The sequence below is a fragment of the Citrobacter arsenatis genome (assembly GCF_004353845.1).
Lineage (GTDB): Bacteria > Pseudomonadota > Gammaproteobacteria > Enterobacterales > Enterobacteriaceae > Citrobacter > Citrobacter arsenatis.
In genome coordinates, this window is the sequence record NZ_CP037864.1 from 3,375,147 (window position 1) to 3,401,748 (window position 26,602).

The following is a 26,602-nucleotide window of genomic DNA, read 5'->3' on the forward strand; positions in this document are numbered from 1 at the left end:
TCCACTCACCGACAAATATAAACTTTACTTTCATCAATCGTTTTATCGAAAGTGATTGAGCATGAAAGTCCCTGTTGTTTATTGACCGCCACTTTTATCTCCGGTGGCACTTCATTGGTGCGAATAAAAAGCTGGCTTCCCTGTCCTACTATGCCAATATTGTGTCCATAATTGTCTTCAACTTCGTAGCCAAACGTCAGCGGTGAACCATCAGGACGCAGCGCCCGGATATACCAGGGTTTACGTTGGTCGGTATCAAACCTCGCCAGTACAACCGCTCCACGATACGGGGCGGCGTTGCGACGGTTTCCCTGCAGGTCGGTTTCAGTCTTGGCATTGGAAACATCCAGCGTCAGGTGGTTTTCACGATAAGGCGTTAAGCCGTCGTAAACCACCACGCCATTACGGTTGGTAGTGCGGTATTTTTGCCCGTTAACATATGCCCCTTCCAGACCCGGCGCATGCATTACGGCAAACGTTTCTGATAATCTGTTGGCTAAATTCACGCCACCATACCAGGCCACAAGACCACCTGAAATACTGCCGCCAGTTTGTGTGTAATTGGAAGACTGACTGTAGCTGCCGCTAAGCGTGGCAACTGGCGCATTCCACGTCAGATTGCCGCCTGCCGTTGTTTCGCTGTTCTGCCGTTGATGACTGAGATTTACCCCATAGTTGAACTGATCGCGACTGCCTGTGGTGCCGGAAAGCCCGGTATTATTTGAGGCAAAGCCATCATCATCAAAAGTCGTTGAGTTAGACAGATACAAATGTCTGCGCGGAGCGCTAATATCATCTCCCCAATCGAACGGGATAGAGATAAAGACGTTAAAACGCTTATCTTCGTGATGATCCTCGTTGTAAGTCTGACTGGCTGAAAAGGTATAGCTAATCCGTTGCCAGCTATTAGAATAACTCAACTGATAATCTTTACTGTTACCGCTACGCCCCCAGTAATCACGCCACAACGTACTGAGCGAAAACGAGCCCCAACCTTGCGGCAAAGACTGGCTGACGTTGGCCGAAAAACTGTTCTTACGACCAAAATCGTTCTGATAATAATCTGCGATGTCGTACACATCATTTTCATCGCGGTGATAATTATTCTTGTTATTGGCCCAGACATGATCGTTAAACGTGCGATAGTCTTTGGAAGAGTAGCGATACGCCGCCAGGCCAAAACGGGTGGCGGTTTGCGTCAAATATTTGTTATAGGCAATCTGGTAGCTTTGCCCGTCAAATACATCACCGCTATCCTGCTTACTGTGCGATTGTGTCGCATCGACGGAAATCGCACCGATTCGCGTATTCCAGCCGGTACCCAACGTAAACGCATTGTAGTTATCCGCCAGCATGGTACCGCCGTACAGCGTTAACAGATTATTCAGCCCATATTGGTAGCTCATCTGCGCAAAATCGGTCTGGTTGCTGGCGCCTTCGATATGGCTACGCCCAGCCGCAAAATCATATTTTGAGACACCCGGCTGCAACATGTTGGGCACCGCAGCGTACGGTACAAGATAAGTTGTTACCGATCCGTCAGCCTCTTTGATACTGACGTCAAGATCCGCGCCACCGCCTGCAAGTTGCAAATCAGCAATTGAGAACGGACCAGGCGGAACCTCTTTCTGGTAGACCACAAAGCCGTTCTGTTCGATGGTGACCAGCGCGTTGCTTTGCGCAATCCCCTGAACCAACGGGGTAAAATTCTGCTTTGAGTTCGGCAGCATCTGCATATCGCGATACAACCGTACGCCACGAAAGCGCACCGCATCAAAAATATCTGATGAGGTATACATATCCCCGGCACGCAGAGTGCCCAAAATTTGCGGGATGCCGCGTTCCAGATACAAGGTGTTGCTTTTCCATTCCCCGTTGCTGTCATCGGTTTTGTTATAGCTGGCATCAGAATGCAACTGCCAACCCAGCAGATTTAACCCACTGGTAAAACGCGCATAGGTACTTTTGCTGTTACCAGAATCCTTATAGTCGCTGTAATACTGGCTGGCGTAGTACGAGGTATAGAAGGCATTGATGCCACGATCCCAGTTCTCAGGAGGAACATACCCTTGTTCAAGCTCATCAACAAATGCCTGCGGAACGCTGAGATCCAGGCGAAAGGTACCGATATTCCATGCATAGCTGCCTCCTTGCACCGCCTGCTTCAAGGTTGGGCATTCATTCTTATTGTCCAACGCCTGTATATTTATCCCCAGACGCATTAACGTGTCGCGAGATAAACAGGTGTCATCCGGATTATCCTTAACGGTAATTTCATACTTGCCACGCCATTGTTTATTGACGTAGATGTCAATGTCATATTGGCCTGGCAGTGGTTGATTATCATCAAGGCGAAAATCAGAAACTTTCTCGCCTTTCATTCCACCCATCATAAAGTGGGTATCAAACGTCTCTTCTGCGGCATGGGCCTCAATGCCGAATAGCAACAGTAATACCGCCGAAGCAATCGGAGTCATCCTTAACATAACCAGCTCCTGTTATTTTAAGCTGACGTTAGCACTAATATAATTACCGTGATCGTCAATAATGGTCATTTTATACTGATTGGCATTAGTGTTTTTTAATGCCACATCTGCACTGGAGAGCGGTGCAAGCATAATACTTTTGTTGTTGATCTTAATATTATCAGCTTTAACATCTGTCACCGTAATCCAGTTAGCTGCATCATTTCTGATAGAATAACCAGTACCATTGCGTGTTAACGATAGTTTATGGAAAGTATTTTTATTAACGGCCGCAATACCTTTAGGTCGATAAAATAATTTAATACGATTCTGCATTGCGAACTTCAATACATTTTTGCCAGTATTGTCAGGATTATTTGGCGGAATATCCAGAACATTAAGATAAAACAAACTTTCTTTGTTATTTGGCAGCATATTTGGCATCTTTTTAATTTTAATCTGCTGACCAGAATCCCCCGCCACCTTCGCAACTGGAGGTGTTAGCAAAAATGGAACCTTAATCTTTTCCGGTGGTAACGATGTATCTCCATCATCAATCCACGACTGTACCAGTGAAGACCGCCCTCCCTGATTCATTAACTGCACCAGTACTTCATTTTTCTCTGCTGGGTAGATAATGCGAGTACCATAAATCACTATACCAGCATGGACGGGTTGCGTAGATGCAATTAGTAAAGCCGTTAGAATCCATTTCATTTCGCGTTCGTCCTTTTTCATGAATTGCCGGTGAAGACACCGGCATAGAAATTTAGTCTGCAGAAACGGAAATGGTTAAAACGGAAGACAAAGTTCCTGCGGTTACCGGGACATCAGAACTAAGACGAGCATATTTTGCTTTGAAATCCAGAGTATACTCAACACCATCTTCAGTTGTTCTTGATGTAAGTTTATCTTTTAGATTACTTTCTTCAGCATCTGTAATTTGCTTATCACCTAATGCTAAATTAAAACCAACACCGTTTGCATCACCAGCCGTTTTATTCAGCACTCCGGATGTAAATTGTGCGCCAGTAATTCTTACAGTATTTAATTCTGTACCCACTGGACACACAATAACCATTGGTGTTGAATCATCATCCATTTTTCCATCACCAACGGTAGCACCAGTAGACAAACCAGCAAAGCGTGAAGCATCAATATTTGGCAGTGTAATAGTACTTTTCGCATCACTATTTTTAAAATAACATGAGCTATTTTCCACCGTACCAGTGATAGTTAACGAGCCAGTTTCATTGGCAGCAAAAGCCCCAGCGCTCATAAATACAGCAGACAGAACAGCAGCAGAAATAATTGAACGTTTCATAGTATCTTCCTTAATGAGTTAATTTCTATTTGTTAAGAGGGTTCAACTCTTGAAATTAAATTCTCACACCAGAAACGTTACTGCAATGTAAACGCATTGTTTTATTGATTTAAAACAAGTTACAAAGAGCAATATAATTGCAACAAATAAATTGAGCTCTATATTATTTTTGAAATTAATAAATTTACGCAATTAATTGCTGAGGTGGGATTTTTCAGAGAAATGTTCAACCATGCATTATTCAGCAGAACAATGCATGGTTGATAAAAAGATCTGTTAGTCGTAGCGAGTTAGCACAATCTGTCGTGTGGTGTCACCGGCCACAGTAACAATTTCAGTCACTGCGCCTTTTATTGGATTGGAAAAAACCTCTTTGACGTTTGAAAAGGAAATGGCATTGCCACAGCGTTGCTGTACTTCATTATTTACAACATCAGAACTACAGGTAGGCTCAGTTACTTGACCATTGATACTCAAGGTAGCCGTGTCTGTAGCAGAAACAGAAGCGCTCATTCCATAAGCCAGAGTAATAACTCCCAAGAATAAACTAATTTTCATAGTACGCATTATTCCTGTGATGGGCTAAACAGCATACATACTGTCTGTCCGGTGAATTATGGGTTAAATGCCTCGTTAAAACCAATTGAGATTGTAGATTAATGAGATAGGTTTGATCAATTCAAATGATGCATTGAAGCGACTTATTCGGAAAAAGACATGAATTATACAGGCAGGATAAACAATATTGCGCAGCTTTTTCACTCTATATATTCACCGCATCAATATATTATTGATGCGGTGAATATTTGTAACACGGTTAATTACACCGCACGGAAGGCAATTTCACCCGGAATAACCTCACCTTGCCAGTAAAGCTGGGCAGCTACACGCCCTGCCAGGTCACGGTAAATGGCGGTAAATTCACTGTCAGGACGACTGATAACCGTCGGGGTACCACGATCGAGGTCTTCACGCAGAGAGATATGCAGCGGCATCTGCCCCAGCAGTTGGGTGTGATACTGCTCGGCCAGCTTCTGCGCCCCGCCGGTGCCAAAGATTGGCTCGTGATGACCGCAGTTGCTGCAAATATGCATACTCATATTTTCAACAATACCCAGCACCGGCACTTCGACTTTCTCGAACATCACGATGCCTTTTTTCGCATCGATAAGCGCGATGTCCTGCGGAGTGGTGACCACAACCGCGCCCGTTACCGGAATGTTCTGCGCCAGCGTCAGCTGGATGTCACCGGTCCCCGGCGGCATATCCAGTACCAGATAATCGAGATCCGGCCATAAGGTTTCCTGCAGCATCTGCAGCAGCGCTTTGCTGGCCATCGGGCCACGCCAGACCATTGCGTTATCGTCAGTAACCAGATAACCAATAGAGTTCGTCGCCAGACCGTGAGACATGATCGGTGCCATGTGGGTACCGTCTGGTGAAGTTGGACGTTGATTTTCCGCGCCGAGCATGGTCGGGATAGACGGGCCATAAATATCAGCGTCCAGAATCCCTACCTTCGCGCCTTCCGCAGCCAGCGCCAGTGCCAGGTTCACGGCGGTAGAGGATTTACCCACGCCACCTTTACCTGAACTGACAGCAATGATGTTTTTTACCCCATTAATACCCGGCTGGTTTTTCACGCGCTTGAGCGTTGCGATGTTATGCGACAGTTTCCAGTCGATCGCTTTCGCACCAGTAATACGCAGCAGATCGGCACTACATTGCTCTTTTAATTCCTCAAACGCGCTATGCCAGACGAAAGGCATGACCAGCTCAACGTGCAACGTGTCATCCATCCAGGCGACGTGATGCAACGCTTTAAGCGTCGTCAGATTATGCTTCAGGGTTGAATGCTGAAAATTCGCCAGCGTCCCGGCAACCATGGCGCGCAGGGTCTCTGGTGATCTGGCCTGGGATTGTGCGTTCATCCCGACTCCTTTTTGTTGTTCTGAATATACGATAGTCACCAGGTAGTTTACTCCAACCGTCACAATTATTCATTTACGGATAAATGCCCTTATCGCTTGGCGCAGTAATTACCATTTTGGTACTATCAAAGCCCTTTTCACTACAAAAGAAGTAATTGCCCACTATGACTCAAGTCGCGAAGAAAATTCTGGTAACGTGCGCGCTGCCGTACGCCAACGGCTCAATCCACCTCGGCCATATGCTGGAGCACATCCAGGCTGATGTCTGGGTCCGTTACCAGCGAATGCGCGGCCACCAGGTAAACTTCATCTGCGCGGACGACGCCCACGGTACGCCAATCATGCTGAAAGCACAGCAGCTTGGGATCACGCCAGAGCAGATGATCGGTGAAATGAGTCAGGAGCATCAGACTGATTTTGCAGGTTTTGACATCAGCTATGACAACTACCACTCGACGCACAGCGAAGAGAACCGTGAGCTGTCTGAGCTGATTTACACGCGCCTGAAGGAGAACGGTTTTATTAAGAACCGCACCATCTCCCAGCTTTACGATCCGGAAAAAGGCATGTTCCTGCCGGACCGTTTCGTTAAAGGCACCTGCCCGAAATGTAAATCTCCGGATCAGTACGGCGATAACTGTGAAGTCTGCGGCGCAACCTACAGCCCGACCGAACTTATCGAGCCGAAATCCGTCGTTTCTGGCGCGACGCCGGTGATGCGTGACTCCGAACACTTCTTCTTTGACCTGCCGTCCTTCAGCGAGATGCTGCAGGACTGGACGCGCAGCGGCGCGCTGCAGGATCAGGTTGCCAACAAAATGCAGGAATGGTTCGAGTCCGGCCTGCAGCAGTGGGATATTTCCCGCGATTCCCCGTACTTCGGTTTTGAAATCCCGAATGCGCCTGGCAAGTACTTCTACGTTTGGCTGGATGCGCCTATTGGCTACATGGGTTCATTCAAAAACCTGTGTGATAAGCGCGGCGATACCACCAGCTTTGACGAATACTGGAAGAAAGATTCCGATGCCGAGCTGTATCACTTCATCGGTAAAGACATCGTCTACTTCCACAGCCTGTTCTGGCCTGCCATGCTGGAAGGCAGCAATTTCCGTAAGCCGACCAACCTGTTTGTACACGGTTATGTGACGGTAAACGGCGCGAAGATGTCCAAATCTCGCGGCACCTTTATTAAGGCCAGCACCTGGCTGAAGCATTTTGACGCCGACAGCCTGCGCTACTACTACACCGCGAAGCTTTCTTCACGCATTGATGATATCGACCTGAACCTGGAAGACTTTGTCCAGCGCGTAAACGCCGATATCGTCAACAAAGTAGTCAACCTGGCATCCCGTAACGCAGGCTTTATTGCTAAGCGTTTTGACGGCGTTCTGGCGGCTGAGCTGGCCGACCCGGCGCTGTATAAAACATTCACCGATGCCGCAACGGTGATTGGCGAAGCATGGGAAAGCCGCGAATTCGGCAAAGCTATTCGCGAAATCATGGCCCTGGCCGACGTAGCAAACCGCTACGTTGACGAACAGGCTCCGTGGGTGGTGGCTAAACAGGAAGGCCGCGATGCCGACCTGCAGGCAATCTGCTCCATGGGTATCAACCTGTTCCGCGTGCTGATGACCTACCTGAAGCCGGTTCTGCCAACGCTTGCTGAACGAGTGGAAGCGTTCCTGAACGGCGAACTGAGCTGGGATGCCATTGAGCAGCCGCTGCTCGGCCACAAGGTCAATACCTTTAAGGCGCTCTACAATCGCATCGATATGAAACAGGTTGAAGCGCTGGTTGAGGCGTCGAAAGAAGAAGTGAAAGCTGCTGCCGCACCAGTAACCGGTCCGCTGGCGGATGATCCGATTCAGGAAACCATCACCTTTGATGATTTCGCCAAAGTTGACCTGCGCGTAGCATTGATTGAAAACGCCGAATTCGTGGAAGGCTCCGACAAACTGCTGCGCCTGACGCTGGATCTCGGCGGTGAGAAGCGTAACGTCTTCTCCGGTATTCGTTCTGCCTATCCGGATCCGCAGGTCCTGATTGGACGCCAGACTATTATGGTTGCTAACCTGGCTCCTCGTAAGATGCGCTTCGGCATTTCTGAAGGGATGGTAATGGCGGCAGGTCCTGGCGGGAAGGATATCTTCCTGTTAAGCCCGGACGAAGGCGCAAAACCTGGCCAACAGGTGAAGTAAATCAGACATCTCAAGCGCTGCAACCGCAGCGCTTTTTTTCTGCGTAATTTTACCCCTAATCCTAAACACACTACCCCACTCCATTTTCGGACTGCTCAGCCATCGCGGTTAAATTTATTCTATACTGCTCTGCAATTAAGGTCGCCCGGCCCCATCAAATTCATTGGCGCTATTATTCAGCGCCCAACATTCATAAAATGGAGTTTTATATGAAGACGTTTCAAAAATTAGTTTCGCTTGCCGCAGCATCAATTGTGGTTTTTTCCCTGACGGGGTGTGGTGATAAAGAAGAAACGAAAACATTCAATGCCAACCTCAATGGTTCAGATATTACCGTCTCTTACACCTATAAAGGCGATAAGGTTCTGAAACAAACCTCAGAAAGTAAAATCAGCTATGCGTCGGTCGGGGCCAACAATAAAGAAGAGGCTGCAAAAGTATTCGACGCGTTAAGTGCTAAATATCAAAACATTGCAGGTATAGAAGAAAAACTGACCTATACAGATACCTACGCCCAGGAAAACGTGACTATCGATATGGAAAAAGTCGATATAAAAGCGTTACAGGCAATTTCTGGAATGAAGCTATCTGAGAATGCCGATAAAAATATCAGCATGAAGCAGATGCAAACGGTAATGGAATCGGCGGGTTTTAAAGAAGTGAAGTAAACCACAGAACCACAGGCGACCCGATATTCATCGTGGTCGCCGTTTTACGCTTTAAGACTTCGCGTTGTGCACGTGGAAGGTCAAACCGCGGAGGAAATAACGCAGGAACTGATCGCCGCATTCGCGATAGTTCTTATGGTCCGGCGCACGCATCATGGCGGTGATTTCCGGCATCGATACACGAAACTTCTGCCCGGTCATAATGGTCAGAATATCATCGGTTTTCAGCGAAAAGGCGATACGCAGCTTTTTCAGCACCGTATTGTTGTTAACACGACGCTCAAGCGCCAGTTCCGGCGCTGAATCATCTTTACCACGCAGATGATAAATCAGGCCGTTTAAAAAACCGGAGAGAATGATATCCGGGCAGCGAACAAACCCGTCTTCATCTTCTTTTGTCATCCAGGTATCGAAACCTGCGGCGGTGGATTCCATGTCAGCAAGCGCAAGAATGCGCACCATGTCGTTATTGTTCGCTTTCAGGGTGTAGCGCAGGCTACGAAGAATATCGTTACTTAGCATAGAGCCTTCAACTGTCGGTGATGCAATGGCGCGCAGTGTATCAGTTTTACAGTCCAATCGCCTCTTTTAGACTTTTAAGATAACGGCGGCTTACCGGAACGGTCAGGCCGTTACGCAAAATCAGCTCGGCCTGGCCGTTGTCTTCCAGACGGATCTCCTGCAATTGCGCCATATTCACCAGATATTGCCGGTGACAGCGCAGCAGAGGAGTTCGGCTTTCCAGTGTTCTGAGCGTCAGTTCGGTGAACCCCTCTTTACCATCGCTACTGGTCACATACACGCCGCTCATGCGACTGCTGATAAACGCCACGTCATCCATTTGCAGCAGATAGATTCGGCTATGGCCGCTGCACGGAATAAACTTCAGCGCCTGCTGATTCTCAGGCAATAGTGATACATCCTGCTTGGTGCGCTCCTGGCGCAAACGGCTCAGCGTTTTTTCCAGCCGCGCTTCTTCAATCGGTTTGAGCAGATAGTCAAATGCATGTTCTTCAAAGGCTTTCACCGCATACTCATCAAAGGCGGTAAGGAAAACAATGTACGGGCGATGCTCGGGATCAAGCATGCCAACCATTTCCAGGCCGCTGATACGTGGCATCTGAATATCAAGAAACAGGACATCCGGACGCAGCTTATGTACCGCGCCGATGGCTTCCACTGCATTCGAACATTCCCCGACAATCTCAATGTCGCTTTGCTCCTGCAACAGGATCCGCAGATTCTCCCGCGCTAACGGTTCGTCATCGACAATCAGCACTTTGATCATGCCAGTTCCTCCAGAGGAAGTCGTAAAGTGATTCGGGTAAATCGGTCAGGTTCGCACGCTACGCTGATGCCAAAATCATCACCAAACCGCTCACGCAGTCGTTTATCGACCAGACTCATACCTAATCCACTGGCCTCAGACGTTGGCTGATACAACCCGGCGTTATCTTCAATATCCAGCATCAGATACTGTCCTTCACGGCGGGCGGTGATCGACACTTCCCCGGTATCCAGTAGCTGAGAGGTACCGTGCTTGATGGCATTCTCCACGATAGGTTGTAGGGTAAAGGCGGGTAATTGCTGATGCGCAAGCGCATCTGGCACCGTTAAGCTCACCTGCAGGCGTGACTGAAAGCGCGCCTTTTCAATTTGCAGATAGGCGTTAACGTGCTCAATTTCATCAGCCAGCGTTACAATCTCCGACGGGCGCTTTAAGTTTTTGCGAAAGAACGTCGACAGATACTGCACCAGTTGGCTGGCCTGCTCGCTATCGCGTCGGATCACGGCCTTGATGGTATTGAGCGCATTAAACAGAAAATGGGGATTCACCTGAGCATGCAGGAGTTTAATTTCCGATTGCGTCAGCATCGCTTTTTGCCGCTCATACTGCCCGGCCAGAATCTGCGCCGAAAGCAGTTGGGCGATCCCTTCCCCCAGCGTACGGTTGATCGAGCTAAAGAGGCGGTTTTTGGCTTCATACAGCTTGATGGTCCCCATCACGCGCTGGTTTTCACCCCGCAAAGGGATCACCAGCGTCGAGCCTAATTTGCATTGCGGATGCAAAGAGCAGCGATAAGGGACTTCATTCCCGTCGGCATACACCACCTCGCCGGTTTCTATCGCCCGTTGGGTGTACGAGGAAGAAATAGGTTTACCGGGCAGATGATGGTCGTCGCCAATACCGGTAAATGCCAGCAGCTTCTCGCGATCGGTTATCGCCACGGCGCCGATATCCAGCTCCTCATACAGCACCTGGGCCACCTTCATGCTGTTAACCTCGTTGAATCCCTGGCGCAAAATGCCTTCTGTGGAGGCTGCAACTTTGAGCGCTGTGGCGGAAAAAGCAGAGGTATATTTTTCAAACATCGCCCGTTTATCGAGCAAAATACGCATAAACAAGGCCGCGCCCACGGTATTAGTCACCATCATCGGCGCGGCGATATTGCTGACCAGGCGAAACGCATCATCAAACGGACGCGCAATTAACAAGATGATCAGCATCTGCACCAGTTCGGCAACAAAGGTAATAGCACCCGCGGTCAGTGGGCTAAAGACTTTATCGGTGCGGCCACGACGGGTAAGCACGCTGTGCACCAGCCCGCCGAGTAAACCTTCCACAATGGTCGAAATCATACAGCTAAGCGCCGTCATTCCGCCCATCGAATAACGATGCAAGCCACCGGTCAGGCCCACTAAACCGCCGACCACCGGGCCACCAAGCAGCCCGCCCATCACCGCGCCGATAGCGCGAGTGTTAGCAATGGAGTCATCAATGTGCAGCCCGAAATAGGTGCCCAAAATGCAGAAAATAGAAAAGGTAACATAGCAAAGCAGTTTGTGCGGGAGCCGGATAGTGACCTGCATCAGCGGGATAAACAAACGCGTTTTGCTCATGAGCCATGCGATAACGAGAAACACACACATCTGCTGAAGCAGCAGCAACACCAGATTAAACTCGTACATACCCGCCAACCACACATCACTTAAAAGCGCGTAACATACATGGGCTGCGCGTAACTTTCTTTGAAGTGTTGCAAAAAAAAAGGAATTTGTGAGAACGATCACTCGAAAGCGCGAGCATGACTACAAATTCACCCATTCACTGATCAAAAAACAGACAAAACTACCTGGTTCGCAAAAGAGCGTCTAAAGTAAAACTGGGACCTCGCGAGCAAGAGTGAGACGACGATGGCGCTTTACACAATAGGTGAAGTGGCTTTGCTTTGTGATATCAACCCTGTCACTTTACGCGCGTGGCAGAGGCGTTACGGATTACTGAAGCCGCAGCGGACAGACGGCGGTCATCGTCTGTTTAACGACGCGGATATCGACCGGATCCGTGAGATAAAACGCTGGATAAACAATGGGGTTCAGGTCAGTAAGGTAAAAATGCTGCTCAGCAATGAGAACATTGATGTCCATAACGGCTGGCGCGAACAACAAGAGACGCTGTTGAGCTATTTGCAGAGTAATAATTTGCATAGTCTCAGACTTTGGATCAAAGAGCGCGGTCAGGATTATCCCGCACAAACGCTCAACACCCATTTGTTTATCCCGTTACGCCGACGGCTGCAATGTCAGCAGCCGATCCTGCAAGCATTACTGGGGATCCTCGACGGCGTCCTCATCAACTACATCGCGATTTGTCTGGCCTCGGCGCGTAAGAAACAGGGTAAAGATGCACTGGTTGTCGGCTGGAACATTCACGATACTACCCGATTATGGCTGGAGGGTTGGGTAGCCAGCCAGCAGGGATGGCGCGTTGACGTCCTCGCCCACTCGCTGAACCAATTGCGACCGGAACTGTTTGAAGGTCGAACCTTACTCGTCTGGTGCGGCGAAAGCCAAACGCCCGCACAACAGCAACAGTTGAACGAATGGCGCGCGTTGGGTCACGATATTTACCCACTCGGTATTTAGAGCCTGGCTCATTAGGGCTATTTTGCTTGCCATTTCGAACCAGGGCAGTGTTCAAACTGTCTGCGCCAATAACGCCTACTGCACCAGGCTCTTAATATTTCATTAACAAACGTGTACAATCCTTAAATTCACATAAGGAGTGCATAATGAGCGCAGCTAAAATCGGTGTTATCACCCTCTTTCTGCTAATGGCTATCGGCGGTATCGGCGGCGTCATGCTGGCAGGCTACACATTCATTTTACGTGCCGGGTAAGTTGGCTCGCTAATCGCTCAAACCCGCGGTCAACTATCACCGCCGCCAGCGCGACCAGCAGCGCCCCCTGTATCACATAGGCGGTATTGAACCCGCTAAGCCCGATGATGATCGGCGTGCCCAACGTGTTCGCCCCGACGGTTGAGGCGATTGTTGCGGTACCGATATTAATAATCACCGACGTGCGAATTCCCGCCAGAATGACCGGTGCCGCCAGCGGCAATTCAACGTTAAACAGGCGCTGCCCGCGACTCATGCCCATTCCGTTGGCAATCTCCATCACGCTGGGGGAAATCCCACCTAGCCCCGCCAGAGTTGCCTGCAAGATCGGTAACACGCCATACAAGATCAGCGCGATAATCGCGGGTTCAAGCCCAAACCCCATCACCGGTACAGCGATCGCCAGCACGGCGACCGGAGGAAATGTCTGGCCCACGGCAGCAATCGTTTCCACCATCGGCCTGAATTCCGCGCCCCAGGACCGGGTTACCGCCATTCCCGCTCCGGTGCCAATAATGATGGCGATGAGACTTGAAATCCCCACCAGCGCAAAGTGGCTTAACGCCAGCGTCGTAAAACTTTCCTGCTGATACACAGGACGCGGCAACTCTGGGAACAGCGTACTAAACAGGGCCTGACTGTGAGGCAACCCCACCAACAGGATCAGAAACAGCGCAACAAGCCACAGCAGCGGATCAGCAAGACGTTTCACGGGTCGGCATCTCCGAAAGCAAATCGCGAAAATGAAGCGTCCCGCACGGCACCCCCTGTGGCGTCACGACCGGCAAAACCTCGCAACCGCGCGCCACGAACACTGACAACGCATCACGTAGCGTCATCTCATCCACCAGCGGCTCACCGTCTGATCGTTCACCGCGACGAATAAAATCCCCTACCGTGCGCAGCGATAACAACCGAACACCCAGTTCACTGCGGCCAAAAAAGGTTTGCACGAAATCGTTCGCTGGTGCGGTCAGCATCGACAGCGGCGTGCCTTGCTGTACGACCTTTCCTGCATCCATCAGAACCAGATGCTCCGCCAGCCTTAGCGCCTCGTCGATATCATGCGTCACCAGCACAATGGTACGTCCCAGCAAACGGTGGATACGCGTCATCTCCTGCTGCAGCGCCCCACGGGTGACCGGGTCCAGCGCGCCAAAAGGCTCATCCATCAATAGCACCTGCGGATCTGCCGCCAACGCACGCGCCACCCCGACCCGCTGCTGTTGTCCGCCGGAAAGCTGATGCGGATAACGGTGACGCAAACCAGCCTCGAGGCCCAGCAATGCCATCAGTTCATCTGTTCGGTCATCAATACGTGAGCGCGACCACTTTTGCAACTGCGGTACGGTGGCGATATTCTGCGCAACGGTCCAGTGGGGAAACAAACCAATAGACTGAATCGCGTATCCCATACGCCGTCGTAATTCCAGCACTGGCAGGCTGCGGATCTCCTCCCCGGCAAAACGGATCTGGCCGCGGTCATGTTCAACCAGACGGTTAATCATCTTCAGGGTGGTGGACTTCCCCGAACCTGAGGTGCCGATTAACACCGAAAAACTGCCTTCCCCTAACTGCAGGTTAAGGTCATCGACGGCTTTTTGCTGACCATAGGTTTTACTGACATGGCAAAATTCAATCATTATTCGATACCTTTAGCAGCGCGAGCCCTAAATCAAACAGCGCATCAATCAACACTGCCAACACAACGACCGGGATCACGCCTAACAGCACTAAATCAACGGCGCTACTGAGTAATCCCTGAAAGACCAGCGCGCCAAATCCCCCGGCGCCAATCAGCGCGGCGATCACCGCCATCCCCACCGTCTGGACCATCACCACCCGTAAGCTGCGCAAGAAGACCGGCAGCGCCAGTGGAAACTGTACCGAGATAAACCGCTGACGCGCGCTCATCCCCATCGCCCGCGCGCTTTCCAGCACATCGTGTGGAACCTGATTCAATCCAGCCACTACGCCGCGAACCAGCGGTAACAGCGCATACAGCACCAGCGCAATAAGCGCAGGCGTAAGACCGGTTCCGGCAACGCCGAGCGAACCCAACCAGGGAAAGTGCTTTACCAGTCCGGCAAGTGGCGCTATTAGCAAACCGAATAACGCGACGGAGGGAATGGTCTGGATGATATTCAGTACCGCGAATACCGGCCCCTGGCGGGCGACAGAAAAAGCACACCAGATACCCAACGGTACGCCAATGAGCAGTGCAGGCACCACGGTACCAAACAGAATAGTCAGATGCTGTGCCAGCGCATCATTAAAGACATCCTGACGATTGGCATATTCTTTAAGCAGAGAAAGATCGTTAAACGTGCCGGAGAGCAAAAGCACCAGCGGCAAAATAAAAATTTGCGCGTGCAATAGCCAACGCCACGACGCCCGCTCGGTGATGCGACGAATAGCATCACTGGCTGCCAGCAGCATCAGTCCCAGCCCTAACCAGAAGCCGCTGCCCAAACTGGTTCTGGCCAGCGGGCTACCCGTCTGTGCCAGATATGTTGCCGCCGTACCGGCGGTTACCAGCGCCGCAATCACTAACAGTTGGCTAACGATTAGCGTCAATATATTGCCGGATTTTCCCGGTACAAAGCACAGAAGAAACAGCAGCAAACAAGCCACCGCCAATCCCCACGCCATGTTGGGCCGGATGTCCCAAAGTTGACGACCCTCGCCGGAGACCAGGCGATTAGGGGCATAGCTAATGAAAGGAAGCGCTGCCGCCGCGAAGGTAAGAATGACCAGCAACAACAGCACCCGATTTACGGAAATATTCGACAAAACACCCACCCGCTGCAAACTCCGTTACTTCACCCATCCTTTTTGCTTCAGGTAGTCTGCTGCGACTTTTTTCGCATCCAGCCCCTCCACGGCAATACTGGCATTCAGTTGTTGCAGCGTTTTTTCATCCAGGCTGGCAAATACCGGTTGTAGCCATTCTCCCATTTGCGGGTAGTCCTTCAGCACCGATTCACGCACGACGGGCGCAGGCGCATAAATGGGCTGAACGCCTTTTGGATCGCTTAAGGTTTGCAGACCGAGCGCAGCAACCGGACCATCAGTTCCATAGGCCATCGCCGCATTAACGCCAGAAGTCTGCTGCGCCGCCGCTTTAATCGTCACTGCGGTATCACCACCCGCGAGCGAGAGCAGCTGATTTTGATTCAGTTTGAAATCATAGGCTTTTTCAAACGCAGGCAGGGCGTCCTCCCGTTCGATAAACTCCGCAGAGGCGGCAAGTTTGAACGTCCCCCCGTCTTTCAGGTAACGGCCTAAATCAGCAAGCGACTCAAGCTTGTTCTTTTGCGCGACATCCTGACGTACCGCAATGGTCCAGGTATTGTTGGCTGGAGCAGGGGTTAGCCAGACCAGCTTATTTTGCTCGGCGTCCAGTTTTTTTACTTTTTCAAAACCAGCCTGCGCATTCTTCCATGCAGGATCATTCTCATCTTTAAAAAAGAAGGCACCATTACCGGTATATTCCGGATAAATATCCAGCTCACCGGAGGTGATTGCCCCACGCACCACTGGGGTGGTCCCTAGCTGTACTTTATTGACGGTTTTCACACCATGACTTTCGAGCACCTGCAAAATAATGTTGCCGAGCAGCGCCCCTTCGGTATCTATTTTTGAACCGACCGTGACGGGTGACGCGGCCTGTAAGGGTAGGCTTATCGCGGCTAACAGTGCCAGCGAACCCACCGATACTTTTGAGATTATCATGCTGTACTCCTCATCCTTTTGCGGCTCTTTTCAGAGACTTGAGGAAAAAGCATAGTCGAAAAATCAAGCTTTAACCTGGCAATTGGGTGGTAACGCACAGAGTTATTAGCGGTAAGGCGATAATAAGATAAAAAAAATCCGGCAAACCCAAAGTGAATTTGCCGGATGATTCTATTTAGCCGGTCTGAAAAGCGTAGCGCCTTCAGGCATGATGCATGGCTTTATTTATCGATTACTGCAGTTCAAATTCGCCCTGCTTCACTCTGGCGGAATCCACGCCGATAAAGACGTTGAACTTGCCCGGTTCCGCATCGTATTGCATACGCTGGTTCCAGAACTTCAGCGCTTCAATATCAATCGGGAAGCTTACGATCTGAGTTTCACCCGGTTTAAGGTTCACTTTCTCAAAACCTTTCAGCTGTTTTACCGGACGACTCATTGAAGCGGTCACATCCTGCAAATACATCTGAATCACCGTCGCACCCTCGCGTTTGCCGGTGTTAGTCACCTGTACGCTTGCCGTCACGGTCCCGTCACGCTTCATCGTTGGAGAAGAGATCTTCACATCCGAAACCGTGAACGTGGTGTAACTCAGGCCATAACCAAAGGGATATAACGGACCATTCGCTTCATCAAAATAGCGCGATGTGTACTTATTCGGCTTATCGGCGTTATACGGGCGACCGGTATTGAGATGGCTGTAATAGACCGGGATCTGTCCAACAGAGCGCGGGAAAGACATCGGCAGCTTACCTGACGGGTTGTAATCGCCAAACAGAACATCAGCAATAGCGTTACCGCCTTCCGTACCGGCAAACCAGGTTTCGAGGATCGCATCGGCTTGTTGATCTTCCTTAACCAGCGCCAGCGGACGTCCGTTCATCAGCACCAGAACCAGAGGTTTACCCGTCGCTTTCAGCGCGGTAATCAGGTCACGCTGACTCTGCGGAATGGTGATATCGGTGCGGCTGGAGGCTTCATGCGCCATTCCCTGAGCTTCACCAACCACCGCGACCACTACGTCAGACTGCTTCGCGGCGTTAACGGCTTCATCGATCATCGCCTGCGGGGAACGCGGGTCAACCTTCACCGCCTCTTCGTACAGATTGAGGAAGTCGACAATGCCTTTGTCGTTAGTGATGTTGGCCCCTTTGGCGTACACCACTTTGCCCTGCTCGCCGATGGCATTTTTAATCCCCGTCAGCACCGTGACCGACTGATCGGCCACACCGGCAGCAGACCAACTGCCCATCACATCACGTTTGCTGTCAGCCAGCGGACCAACAACCGCCACGGTGGCGGATTTTTTCAGCGGCAACGTTTCCAGACGGTTTTTCAGCAGCACCAGACTTTCACGCGCCACTTCACGCGCCTCTTTGCGATGCAAACGGCTTTCCGCATTGGTGTCCTGCGGGTCAGACTCTTTAGCCCCCAGATGGCTGTACGGATCGTTAAACAACCCCATATCATATTTCACGTTCAGCACGTGGCGCGCAGCGTCATCCAGCTCCGCCATCGTCACTTTGCCTGACTTAATCAGTCCCGGCAGGTATTTGCTGTAATACTCATCGCTCATACTCATGTTGATGCCGGACTTGATCGCCACGCGCACCGCATCTTCAGGATCGGAGGCCGTACCGTGCTTAATCAACTCTTTGATCGCGCCGTGATCGGAAACGGTGATGCCCTTAAAGCCCCACTCATCGCGCAGCACGTCTTTTAACAGCCAGGCATCCGAGGTTGCCGGTGTGCCGTTCAGCGAATTAAGCCCCACCATCACCGCACCGCTACCGGCATCCAGCCCGGCTTTGTACGGCGGCATATAGTCGTTGAACAGACGCTGCGGACTCATATCGACGGTGTTGTATTCCTTGCCGCCCTCTACCGCACCATAGGCGGCAAAATGCTTAACGCTGGTCATCACCGAATACCTGTCCGCCGGGCTTTTCCCCTGCATCGCTTCCACCATGGTTTTGCCCATTGTGGCGGTCAAATACGTATCTTCACCAAAGCCTTCAGAGGCGCGACCCCAGCGCGGATCGCGAGAGACGTCGACCATCGGTGCCCAGGTCATGTTCAGACCATCGTCGGCGGCTTCATACGCAGAAACCCGACCAACGGTTCTGACCGCATCAAGATTAAAGGATGACGCCAGCCCGAGGCTTATCGGGAACACGGTACGCTGACCGTGTAATACGTCGTAGGCAAAAAAGAGAGGGATTTTCAGGCGGCTGAGTTCCATCACCTGATCCTGCATTTTGCGGATATCCTGGCGTGTGACGGTGTTAAAAATTGCCCCAACCTGCCCGTCTTTAATCATCTCGCGGATGGCTTCTTTCGGATTATCAGGCCCGACGCTTATCAAACGGAGTTGCCCAATTTTCTCATCCACGGTCATCTGCTTGAGTAAATCGGTAACGAAGGCATCCCGCGCTTCTGGCGTCAGCGGATGGTTACCAAACAGAGTGTCCGCCAACGCGGGTTGCAATGCCAGACTCACCGCGACACCTACAGAACATAGCCATTTCATGTTGATTCTCTCTTTATTTTTTCCCGACGAGGCAGCGAAAATATAACAAAAACCGCAGTTTGCCGTAAGACTAAACGGGAGCGATAAAGAAAGCTAAGGTTATTCTCCTAATTTTCACAACCAGCGCGAATCAGTAGAAGACGAACCAGAGACAATATGAATGAGAAAGCGTATTGTCATACAAAGCGCTATGCTTGTTCCTGATATTGAGTCCCACCACAAGGAGTGGAGAATGTCTTCCATTACAACAGATAATAAAGCTTTTCTGAATGAACTGACCCGTCTGGTGGGTCATTCACACCTGCTCACAGATCCTGCTAAAACCGCCCGCTATCGCAAGGGTTTCCGCTCCGGCCAGGGCGATGCGCTTGCCGTCGTGTTCCCGGGTTCGCTGTTAGAACTGTGGCGCGTTTTGAGCGCCTGCGTCGCCGCAGATAAAATTATCCTGATGCAGGCCGCAAACACCGGTCTGACCGAAGGCTCTACGCCAAGCGGTAATGATTATGACCGCGAAATTGTCATTATCAGCACTCTGCGTCTTGATAAGCTGCACGTCATTGGCAAAGGCGAACAGGTGCTGGCCTATCCAGGAACCACACTCTATTCGCTGGAAAAAGCGCTCAAACCGTTTGGCCGTGAGCCGCATTCAGTAATTGGGTCTTCCTGTATCGGCGCTTCCGTGATTGGCGGCATTTGCAACAACTCCGGCGGCTCGCTGGTACAGCGCGGCCCGGCATACACGGAGATGTCGCTATTTGCGCGTATTGATGAACAGGGCAAATTACAGCTGGTTAACCATTTGGGTATCGAGCTGGGTCAGACCCCGGAGCAGATCCTGAGCAAACTTGATGACGAGCGGATCAAAGATGATGATGTCCGCCACGACGGACGTCATGCGCACGATCACGACTATGTTACCCGCGTCAGAGATATCGAGGCGGATACGCCTGCACGCTATAACGCCGATCCGGATCGATTGTTTGAATCATCCGGTTGTGCAGGTAAGCTCGCGGTTTTCGCCGTGCGCCTGGACACCTTCGAAGCCGAAAAAAACCAGCAGGTCTTTTATATTGGCACCAACCAGCCAGAGGTATTGACGGAGATCCGTCGACATATTCTGGCGAAATTTGAGCATCTGCCGGTCGCCGGTGAATACATGCACCGCGATATTTACGACATCGCTGAGCAATACGGCAAAGATACGTTTTTGATGATCGACAAGCTCGGCACCGACAAAATGCCGTTCTTCTTCACCCTGAAAGGTCGCACCGATGCAATGCTGGAAAAAGTGAAAATTTTCCGTCCGCACTTTACCGATCGGGCAATGCAGAAATTTGGTCATTTGTTCCCCAGCCACTTACCGGCACGCATGAAAAGCTGGCGCGATAAGTACGAACATCACCTGCTGCTAAAAATGGCCGGCGGCGGCGTGGCTGAAGCGCAAAACTGGCTTAGCGAATATTTCAAAACCGCTGAAGGCGATTTCTTTGCCTGTACCGCGGAAGAAGGCAGCAAGGCGTTTTTGCACCGCTTTGCAGCGGCTGGCGCGGCTATACGTTATCAGGCCGTTCATGCGGATGAAGTGGAAGATATTCTGGCGCTGGATATCGCGCTACGCCGTAACGATACCGAATGGTACGAGCATCTGCCAGCAGAGATCGACAGTCAACTGGTGCACAAACTCTATTACGGTCACTTTATGTGCTACGTCTTCCATCAGGATTACATTGTGAAGAAAGGCGTGGATGCGCATGCGCTGAAAGAACAGATGCTGGAACTCCTGCGCGAGCGTGGGGCGCAGTATCCGGCAGAGCACAACGTCGGGCATCTGTATCAGGCACCGGAAACCTTGACCCGTTTTTACCGTGAGAATGACCCTACCAACAGTATGAATCCGGGTATTGGGAAAACGAGTAAGCAGAAGTTCTGGAAAGAGTCGTAACCAGAAAAAGATAAGCGCCACCGGGCACGTTGCCGGGGCGCTTCGCTTGCCTGGTCCGGTTTAATCGTTCTGCGCGGTTTGCTCGCCCGTCGCCGAACCTGCAGTTGCCATCTGCGCGGCTTTTTGCTTTTTATAGCTCAGCGCCGCCGCCGGAACCGGCATCACCTTACCCGTTTCAATCCAGGTACGTAAACGGCTGGCATCGGCAAAGTGAGTATATTTACCAAAGGCATCCATCACCACCAGCGCCACCGGTTTGTTATTAATTACCGTACGCATCACCAGACAGTGGCCCGCCGCATTGGTAAATCCGGTTTTGGTTAACTGAATATTCCAGTTATCGCGGTATACCAGATGGTTGGTGTTACGAAACGGCAGCGTATACGCCGGGTTGGCAAACGTCGCCATATCTTCACGCGTCGTACTTAGCTGACCAATCAGTGGGTACTGTTTGCTGGCAATAAGCAGCTTGGTTAAGTCACGGGCAGTCGAGACGTTATGAATCGATAATCCGGTGGGTTCCACAAAACGTGTCTGGGTCATGCCGAGCGCTTTCGCTTTAGCATTCATGGCTTTGATAAACGCGTTATACCCGCCAGGGTAATGATGCGCGAGGCTCGCCGCCGCACGGTTTTCAGATGACATCAGCGCCAGCAACAGCATGTCTTTACGGCTGATTTCGCTGTTCAATCGCACGCGAGAATAAATGCCTTTCATTTCCGGCGTCTGGCTAATATCAACTTTCAGCTTTTCATTCAGCGGCAGTCGCGCATCAAGCACCACCATCGCCGTCATTAATTTGGTAATCGACGCAATCGGACGCACCAGGTCCGGATGGTTCGAATAGATAACTTTGTTGGTATTCAGATCAACAATCATCGCGCTACCGGACGCTATCTCTGGTTGAGAAGCCGCTGCGGTAGTTGCCGTTTTCGCCACGGCTTGGGGTGCAAAAGGAACGGCCAGCACCAGGGCAAGGCTTAATAATGAAACTCGGAATTTCAGCATGATGAGATTTCTGATAATGGTTTACGCACGTCATAACGCACACCGCCCGAGATTAAGTATTTTCTCAAGCTAGCTCAGGCATCATAGCGATCCGGCATGTTTGCCGCCACAGGAGAATCGTCTCGAAATGCTGCGTTGCTGACTTTTGCGTCAACAACGCAGCGCAGACAGGTTGATCCGTCAGAATAACCGATAACCGTAACCCCACAGGATCACCGTAATAGCCAGCAAAACTTCCAGCACCAACACACCGATTGCCAACGTCGAACTGGAAAAACTTAACCCTTCTTCGCGAGTGATATTCAGGAACGTCGGTATGCCGAGATAAAGCAAATAGCCGGTGTAAAACAGCGCGATGGTCCCTACTAATGCGCACAACCAGACCAGCGGATAAAGTGCGACCAGCCCGCTTAAAAATAGCGGCGTCGCGACATAGCCGGCAAAGACCATACAATGCGCCAGCGACGGACGCTGCGGGTAATTTCGCGCCATCCACCAGATAACCCGGCCCATGACGGCAACGCCTGCCAGCATCACCCCGTAAAACAGGATTGCCATCGCAAACCCGGTTAACAGGGATAATTTCAGGATATTGCCATCGCCAAAATTCCAGCCGATTTGCGTGGTACCGATAAACGCGCAAACAACCGGGATTGCCGCCATCAGCAGTACGTGATGGGTATAGTGATGCGAAACGCTTTCGTTTTCGCTGTTGATCACGTGCATTTCACGATCGGGATGGGAAAACAGCCCCCAGACATGGTTCATACCGCCCCCTTCTTGTCAGCTCCGGACCTCAACACTTCAAGTATAATTCAGCTTTTGATTATTTTATGTACACAGAAAAAATACCGGATCGCTACGGCGAATGTCAGTTAGTTAACGAAGTAGAGTAACCGTCACGATAACTGAGAGCGGAACATCCGGAGGTAATGAATCTGTTACCTCCGGCGTACTGTTACGTTCACCCAATGTTTATCACTTCTCTGAGACAATACTGTATGTGAACGTGTTAAGGGTACTATCGCCGTACCCTTAACAATCCCGGCTCCCGGCGGGAAAATTGCCACTTCGTGGTTCCCTCCGCTTATTCCTTCAGGCTACCGGGGCTGCCCGCAGGGATGCGGGCAGAGGGGACGGCCTGCAGGGATGCAGGCTCGGCCCCGACCCGACTGGCAGACGACATAAGACGAATAACTCGCGCAGCGACGATTTTCCCGCCGGGAGCCTGGGTTGCAAGGGAGGCGGCGGTGAGCCTCCTATGCACGTTCACGGGTAACGGCGTTTCAGAGAAATGACACCGCGGAGGTGAACGGAACCCTGAGCCAGAATTACATGTACTTCATAATACTTAACTGACAAGCATTAGAACGCGACTACGCGGCTTTTCCGGCATCAAGCATTCATAGGGTGTATGCTATTAGCAGTGGAGGTCATACAATCGTATGGATATAAATCATTATGTTGCGCAATACGGCTATGCTGCGTTAATCATCGGCAGCCTGGCGGAAGGCGAAACCATTACCCTGTTAGGCGGCGTGGCGGCACATCAGGGCGTGCTGAAATTTCCGTTGGTGGTGCTCTCAGTGGCGCTGGGTGGGATGATTGGCGATCAGTTGCTGTATTTACTCGGGCGCCGTTTTGGCGGCAAAATTTTACGTCGCTTCTCGCGCCATCAGGCAAAAATTGATTACGCACAGAAAATGATCCAGCGACGTCCTTACCTGTTTGTGGTCGGTACGCGCTTTATGTACGGCTTTCGCGTTATTGGCCCTTTACTGATTGGCGCCAGTCATCTGCCGCCGAAGATCTTTTTACCGCTAAATATACTGGGCGCATTTGTCTGGGCATCGTTATTTACCACCCTGGGTTACGTGGGTGGTGAAGTGATAGCGCCGTGGCTGCACAATCTCGATCAACACATTAAGCACTGGATATGGCTGGTTCTGGTGATTGTGCTGGTGGTGGGCGCACGCTGGTGGTTGAAAAAACGCAGCGGCAAGAAAACGGCCCGGTAGAACAGTGTCTACCGGGCAGGTACGTTACGAAGCGTGGTAGCCGCCGCCCAGCGCGCTGGTCAACTGGATGGAAGCATCCAGCCACTGGCCCTGTAACACCAGACCGTTGCACTGCTCACGTAATGCTGGGATCTTTGCTTCGCTGACCCGGGAGCCTGCAATAATACCGGCATTAAAGCGCGCCTGCGCCAGGCCCACTACGCGCTGGGCATCATGCTCAATCTGCTGCTGATGCCGATTCTTCTGCGCCAGTGTTTCCACCTGCGATGCTGCACGTGCCACGTCATTCACCGCATCCACCACGGCTTTGTTGTAATTCGCCACCGTCAGGTTGCTTTGCGCTTTGGTAATGTCGAGATTCGCGTTCAGCCTGCCACTATCAAAGATAGGCAGCGTCAGCCCGGCGGTTACGCCCATTTGCTGTGCGGAATGGCGGAACAGGTCGCTCAGATGCAACGCATCCTGTTGTAAAAATGCCATCAGATTCACATCAGGATAAAACGCAGCTTTTGCCGCATCAATGCTGCTCAGCGATGACTCAATGTACCAGTGCGCCGCTTGTAAATCCGGCCGACGGGCCAGCAGAGAATAACCCAACTGTGACGGGAGCTGGCTTTCAACCACAGGCAGTTTGGTTGAGTGGAGCTTCAGGGCAGTGGACTGTGAGTTGCTCAGCGCGCTCAGCCGCGCCTCTATCACCTTCATTTTGCCGCTGACATCGTTCAGCTGCTGCTCTGTTTTACCGGAATCGATATCGGTTTCAACGCCTTCCACCGAAGAAGTAAGACCGTTTTGATAGAGCTGACGATCGACGGTAATTACGTTTTGTTGCTCGCTTTCGATTTGCGTCAGCACGGTTTTCAGCGCGGCCTGCGTTTGCCATTCCCAGTACAGACGAGACACGCCGCTCGCCAGCAGTTGTCGGGTTTGCTCGCGCTCGGCTTCACGGGCCTTAACGGCCCCTATACGCGCCGTCACTTCGGCCCGATTTTTACCCCACAGATCCAGATTCCAGCCTGCGGTTAAACCAAAGGTGCCGTTGGTGTACCACGGCCCTGTTGTCCCAGCGGCCGGATCGGTAATGGCAAACGGTCCCATCAGCCCCTCGGCTGACATTCTCTGACGCTCAACGTCCGCAGAGAAATCAATCTCCGGGCCGTCCTGCGCCTCCACGGCCTTAGCCTGCGCCTCCGCCAGTTGAATGCGCTGTTCCGCTACCTGCATATCAGGTGAATTTCGCAACGTGCTGTCAATCAACGCATTAAGCTGGGGGTCATGGTATGCCTTCCACCACTGGCTGTCCGGCCAGCCATTTTTTAACGCTGCGGGCAATGTGGTATCGACATTCGCAGCAGGAGCCTGCTGCGACAGAGACTGGCGGTCATCATGCATAGGCGCACAGCCAGCCATCAGAACAAAAAGCGGCAACAATGCCGTCGTGACAAACACTGAATTACGATTCATGGAGATATACAGGTAAGAAAAGATGTGCAGAGATTACGACTTGTCGTTCCTGCTTTTTTAGTTACGCGTGGCAATACATCTTTGGCAATAAAAATATATAATCAGCAAAATATACACCAAACAAATAATATAGATTAAATAATTTTAATAATTAATGAATGGAGACATTATGTCACAGAATATCTATGACGACCCCGAGTTCTTTGCCGGATATGCCACGCTGGATCGTTCAGTAAAGGGACTCGACGGTGCGCCAGAATGGCCGACAATACAAGCGATGCTCCCCTCCCTGCAGGGAAAAAATATTCTTGATTTAGGCTGCGGATATGGCTGGTTTTGCCGCTACGCACGCGATAATCAGGCCGCCAGCGTAGTCGGTCTGGATATTTCACAAAAGATGTTAACCCAGGCACACAGCATGACGCAGGGTAATGGCATCACCTATCAGCGTGAAGATCTCGAAACGCTAACCCTGTCCCCAAATTCTTTTGACCTGGTTTATAGCTCGCTTGCCCTGCACTATTTGCACGATATAGAACGATTATTCGTAACTATTTACCAGTCATTAACGCCAGGCGGCATGTTAGTTTTCTCTGCCGAGCATCCAATTTATACCGCACCGCTTAACCAGGGTTGGATAAAAGATAAAACCGGGCAACAGTCCTGGCCTGTTAATCATTATCAACAGGAAGGTGAGCGCATCAGTAACTGGTTTGCCGAAGGCGTCAAAAAACAGCACCGTAAGCTGGCGACCTGGATTAATGCGCTGATTGGAGCCGGATTCGAGATCGTCTGTGTCGATGAATGGGGACCGTCCGCAGAGCAGATTGCAGAAAACCCGGCGCTGGATGAAGAAAAAGAGCGGCCAATGGTGTTTCTGCTCAGCGCACGTAAACCGGCATAACAGCATCGCCAGGCAGAATGATTGATACTTTCCTATACTCAATCTGAACTTACCAAAAAAAGGGAAAGTTAATGAAAATTCTGCTGTGGGTAATTCTGATTATTTTTCTGATTGGGCTGTTGGTGGTAACAGGCGTGTTTAAGATGATTTTCTGATGTCGTCATTTCGCCCAGGCCTGATAGCAGAAATCTCAGGCTATTATTCTCTCTGATGCCGGATGGCGGCGTAAACGCC

At 51.0% G+C, this 26,602-nt stretch carries 24 protein-coding genes; 8 read left to right on the forward strand and 16 right to left on the reverse strand.

The genetic code is table 11. The features are described 5' to 3' along the window. Positions 1 to 5 precede the first annotated feature (5 nt). From E1B03_RS17490 to apbC, 5 genes are all read right to left on the reverse strand, one after another. Positions 6 to 2,486: a fimbrial biogenesis outer membrane usher protein gene (locus tag E1B03_RS17490; protein ID WP_133086660.1), complete on the reverse strand. Its 2,481-nt coding sequence runs from the start codon at positions 2,484 to 2,486 to the stop codon at positions 6 to 8. A gap of 12 nt (positions 2,487 to 2,498) precedes the next feature. Then, complete coding sequence (locus E1B03_RS17495) at positions 2,499 to 3,182, reverse strand: fimbria/pilus periplasmic chaperone (protein WP_103770566.1); 684 nt, start codon at positions 3,180 to 3,182, stop codon at positions 2,499 to 2,501. Positions 3,183 to 3,234: 52 nt separating this feature from the next. Beyond that, the gene (locus E1B03_RS17500) at positions 3,235 to 3,789 is read right to left on the reverse strand and encodes a fimbrial protein (protein ID WP_103770484.1); all 555 of its coding nucleotides are present in this window, start codon (positions 3,787 to 3,789) and stop codon (positions 3,235 to 3,237) included. A gap of 276 nt (positions 3,790 to 4,065) precedes the next feature. Further along, complete coding sequence (locus E1B03_RS17505) at positions 4,066 to 4,347, reverse strand: DUF2574 family protein (RefSeq protein ID WP_133086661.1); 282 nt, start codon at positions 4,345 to 4,347, stop codon at positions 4,066 to 4,068. A gap of 263 nt (positions 4,348 to 4,610) precedes the next feature. Further along, on the reverse strand, positions 4,611 to 5,720 hold the full coding sequence (gene apbC / locus E1B03_RS17510; RefSeq protein ID WP_133086662.1) for an iron-sulfur cluster carrier protein ApbC: 1,110 nt from the start codon (positions 5,718 to 5,720) through the stop codon (positions 4,611 to 4,613). A gap of 164 nt (positions 5,721 to 5,884) precedes the next feature. Here apbC and metG point away from each other — a divergent pair, with 164 nt between their 5' ends. Together metG and E1B03_RS17520 are read left to right on the forward strand one after the other, a co-directional pair. After that, positions 5,885 to 7,918 (forward strand): methionine--tRNA ligase, encoded by a 2,034-nt coding sequence (metG, locus tag E1B03_RS17515; RefSeq protein ID WP_133086663.1) that lies wholly within the window; start codon positions 5,885 to 5,887, stop codon positions 7,916 to 7,918. A 209-nt stretch (positions 7,919 to 8,127) separates the two neighbouring features. Continuing rightward, complete coding sequence (locus tag E1B03_RS17520) at positions 8,128 to 8,586, forward strand: YehR family lipoprotein (protein ID WP_133086664.1); 459 nt, start codon at positions 8,128 to 8,130, stop codon at positions 8,584 to 8,586. A gap of 51 nt (positions 8,587 to 8,637) precedes the next feature. Here E1B03_RS17520 and E1B03_RS17525 read toward each other — a convergent pair whose 3' ends face one another. Genes E1B03_RS17525 through E1B03_RS17535 form a run of 3 tightly spaced genes read right to left on the reverse strand, consistent with a single transcriptional unit; the run spans position 8,638 to position 11,556 of the window. After that, complete coding sequence (locus E1B03_RS17525; RefSeq protein WP_103770565.1) at positions 8,638 to 9,108, reverse strand: YehS family protein; 471 nt, start codon at positions 9,106 to 9,108, stop codon at positions 8,638 to 8,640. 46 nt (positions 9,109 to 9,154) lie between these two features. Further along, complete coding sequence (gene btsR, locus E1B03_RS17530; protein WP_103770480.1) at positions 9,155 to 9,874, reverse strand: two-component system response regulator BtsR; 720 nt, start codon at positions 9,872 to 9,874, stop codon at positions 9,155 to 9,157. Then, positions 9,871 to 11,556 (reverse strand): sensor histidine kinase, encoded by a 1,686-nt coding sequence (locus tag E1B03_RS17535; protein ID WP_103770479.1) that lies wholly within the window; start codon positions 11,554 to 11,556, stop codon positions 9,871 to 9,873. Before E1B03_RS17535 ends, btsR begins: the two co-directional genes overlap by 4 nt. 225 nt (positions 11,557 to 11,781) lie before the next feature. Between E1B03_RS17535 and mlrA the strand changes: the two genes are divergently transcribed. Together mlrA and E1B03_RS17545 are read left to right on the forward strand one after the other, a co-directional pair. Then, positions 11,782 to 12,513 carry an HTH-type transcriptional regulator MlrA gene (gene mlrA / locus E1B03_RS17540; RefSeq protein WP_043016933.1) on the forward strand — a complete coding sequence of 244 codons (732 nt, stop codon included), beginning with the start codon at positions 11,782 to 11,784 and terminating at the stop codon, positions 12,511 to 12,513. A gap of 146 nt (positions 12,514 to 12,659) precedes the next feature. After that, positions 12,660 to 12,767, forward strand: a complete 108-nt coding sequence (locus tag E1B03_RS17545) for a protein YohO (RefSeq protein WP_003027354.1) — start codon at positions 12,660 to 12,662, stop codon at positions 12,765 to 12,767. Here E1B03_RS17545 and E1B03_RS17550 read toward each other — a convergent pair. The 5 genes from E1B03_RS17550 to bglX all read right to left on the reverse strand — a co-directional run bounded on the left by E1B03_RS17550 (position 12,748) and on the right by bglX (position 19,032). Beyond that, positions 12,748 to 13,479: an ABC transporter permease gene (locus E1B03_RS17550; protein WP_103770477.1), complete on the reverse strand. Its 732-nt coding sequence runs from the start codon at positions 13,477 to 13,479 to the stop codon at positions 12,748 to 12,750. The genes E1B03_RS17545 and E1B03_RS17550 overlap by 20 nt on opposite strands. Beyond that, on the reverse strand, positions 13,463 to 14,410 hold the full coding sequence (locus tag E1B03_RS17555; RefSeq protein WP_133086665.1) for an ABC transporter ATP-binding protein: 948 nt from the start codon (positions 14,408 to 14,410) through the stop codon (positions 13,463 to 13,465). Before E1B03_RS17555 ends, E1B03_RS17550 begins: the two co-directional genes overlap by 17 nt. After that, complete coding sequence (locus tag E1B03_RS17560) at positions 14,403 to 15,569, reverse strand: ABC transporter permease (protein WP_103770475.1); 1,167 nt, start codon at positions 15,567 to 15,569, stop codon at positions 14,403 to 14,405. The genes E1B03_RS17555 and E1B03_RS17560 overlap by 8 nt, the downstream gene beginning before the upstream one ends. Positions 15,570 to 15,584: 15 nt before the next feature. After that, complete coding sequence (gene osmF, locus E1B03_RS17565; protein ID WP_103770474.1) at positions 15,585 to 16,502, reverse strand: glycine betaine ABC transporter substrate-binding protein OsmF; 918 nt, start codon at positions 16,500 to 16,502, stop codon at positions 15,585 to 15,587. Between the two features lie 232 nt (positions 16,503 to 16,734). Continuing rightward, positions 16,735 to 19,032 (reverse strand): beta-glucosidase BglX, encoded by a 2,298-nt coding sequence (gene bglX / locus E1B03_RS17570; protein WP_133086667.1) that lies wholly within the window; start codon positions 19,030 to 19,032, stop codon positions 16,735 to 16,737. 232 nt (positions 19,033 to 19,264) lie between these two features. On the opposite strand from bglX, the gene dld reads away from it, so the two are divergent. Then, positions 19,265 to 20,974 (forward strand): D-lactate dehydrogenase, encoded by a 1,710-nt coding sequence (gene dld, locus E1B03_RS17575; RefSeq protein ID WP_103770472.1) that lies wholly within the window; start codon positions 19,265 to 19,267, stop codon positions 20,972 to 20,974. 60 nt (positions 20,975 to 21,034) lie between these two features. On the opposite strand, the gene pbpG is transcribed toward dld, so the two are convergent. Together pbpG and E1B03_RS17585 are read right to left on the reverse strand one after the other, a co-directional pair. After that, positions 21,035 to 21,982, reverse strand: coding sequence for a D-alanyl-D-alanine endopeptidase (pbpG, locus tag E1B03_RS17580; RefSeq protein ID WP_103770471.1), 948 nt, complete (start codon positions 21,980 to 21,982; stop codon positions 21,035 to 21,037). 180 nt (positions 21,983 to 22,162) lie between these two features. Further along, the gene (locus E1B03_RS17585; RefSeq protein ID WP_003840142.1) at positions 22,163 to 22,750 is read right to left on the reverse strand and encodes a Yip1 family protein; all 588 of its coding nucleotides are present in this window, start codon (positions 22,748 to 22,750) and stop codon (positions 22,163 to 22,165) included. A gap of 677 nt (positions 22,751 to 23,427) precedes the next feature. Between E1B03_RS17585 and E1B03_RS17595 the strand changes: the two genes are divergently transcribed. Then, a complete protein-coding gene (locus tag E1B03_RS17595) occupies positions 23,428 to 24,000 on the forward strand; it encodes a DedA family protein (RefSeq protein ID WP_133086668.1) in 573 nt (190 codons plus the stop codon). A 24-nt stretch (positions 24,001 to 24,024) separates the two neighbouring features. Here the strand turns inward: E1B03_RS17595 and mdtQ are convergent, their stop codons facing one another. Next, entirely contained in the window at positions 24,025 to 25,464 is a 1,440-nt protein-coding gene (gene mdtQ, locus E1B03_RS17600) for a multidrug resistance outer membrane protein MdtQ (RefSeq protein WP_133086669.1), read from the reverse strand. A gap of 169 nt (positions 25,465 to 25,633) precedes the next feature. Between mdtQ and E1B03_RS17605 the strand changes: the two genes are divergently transcribed. Continuing rightward, positions 25,634 to 26,368, forward strand: coding sequence for a class I SAM-dependent methyltransferase (locus E1B03_RS17605; protein WP_133086670.1), 735 nt, complete (start codon positions 25,634 to 25,636; stop codon positions 26,366 to 26,368). Between the two features lie 71 nt (positions 26,369 to 26,439). Continuing rightward, positions 26,440 to 26,523: a small membrane protein YohP gene (yohP, locus tag E1B03_RS17610; RefSeq protein ID WP_015572324.1), complete on the forward strand. Its 84-nt coding sequence runs from the start codon at positions 26,440 to 26,442 to the stop codon at positions 26,521 to 26,523. The last annotated feature ends 79 nt before the right edge of the window (positions 26,524 to 26,602 follow it).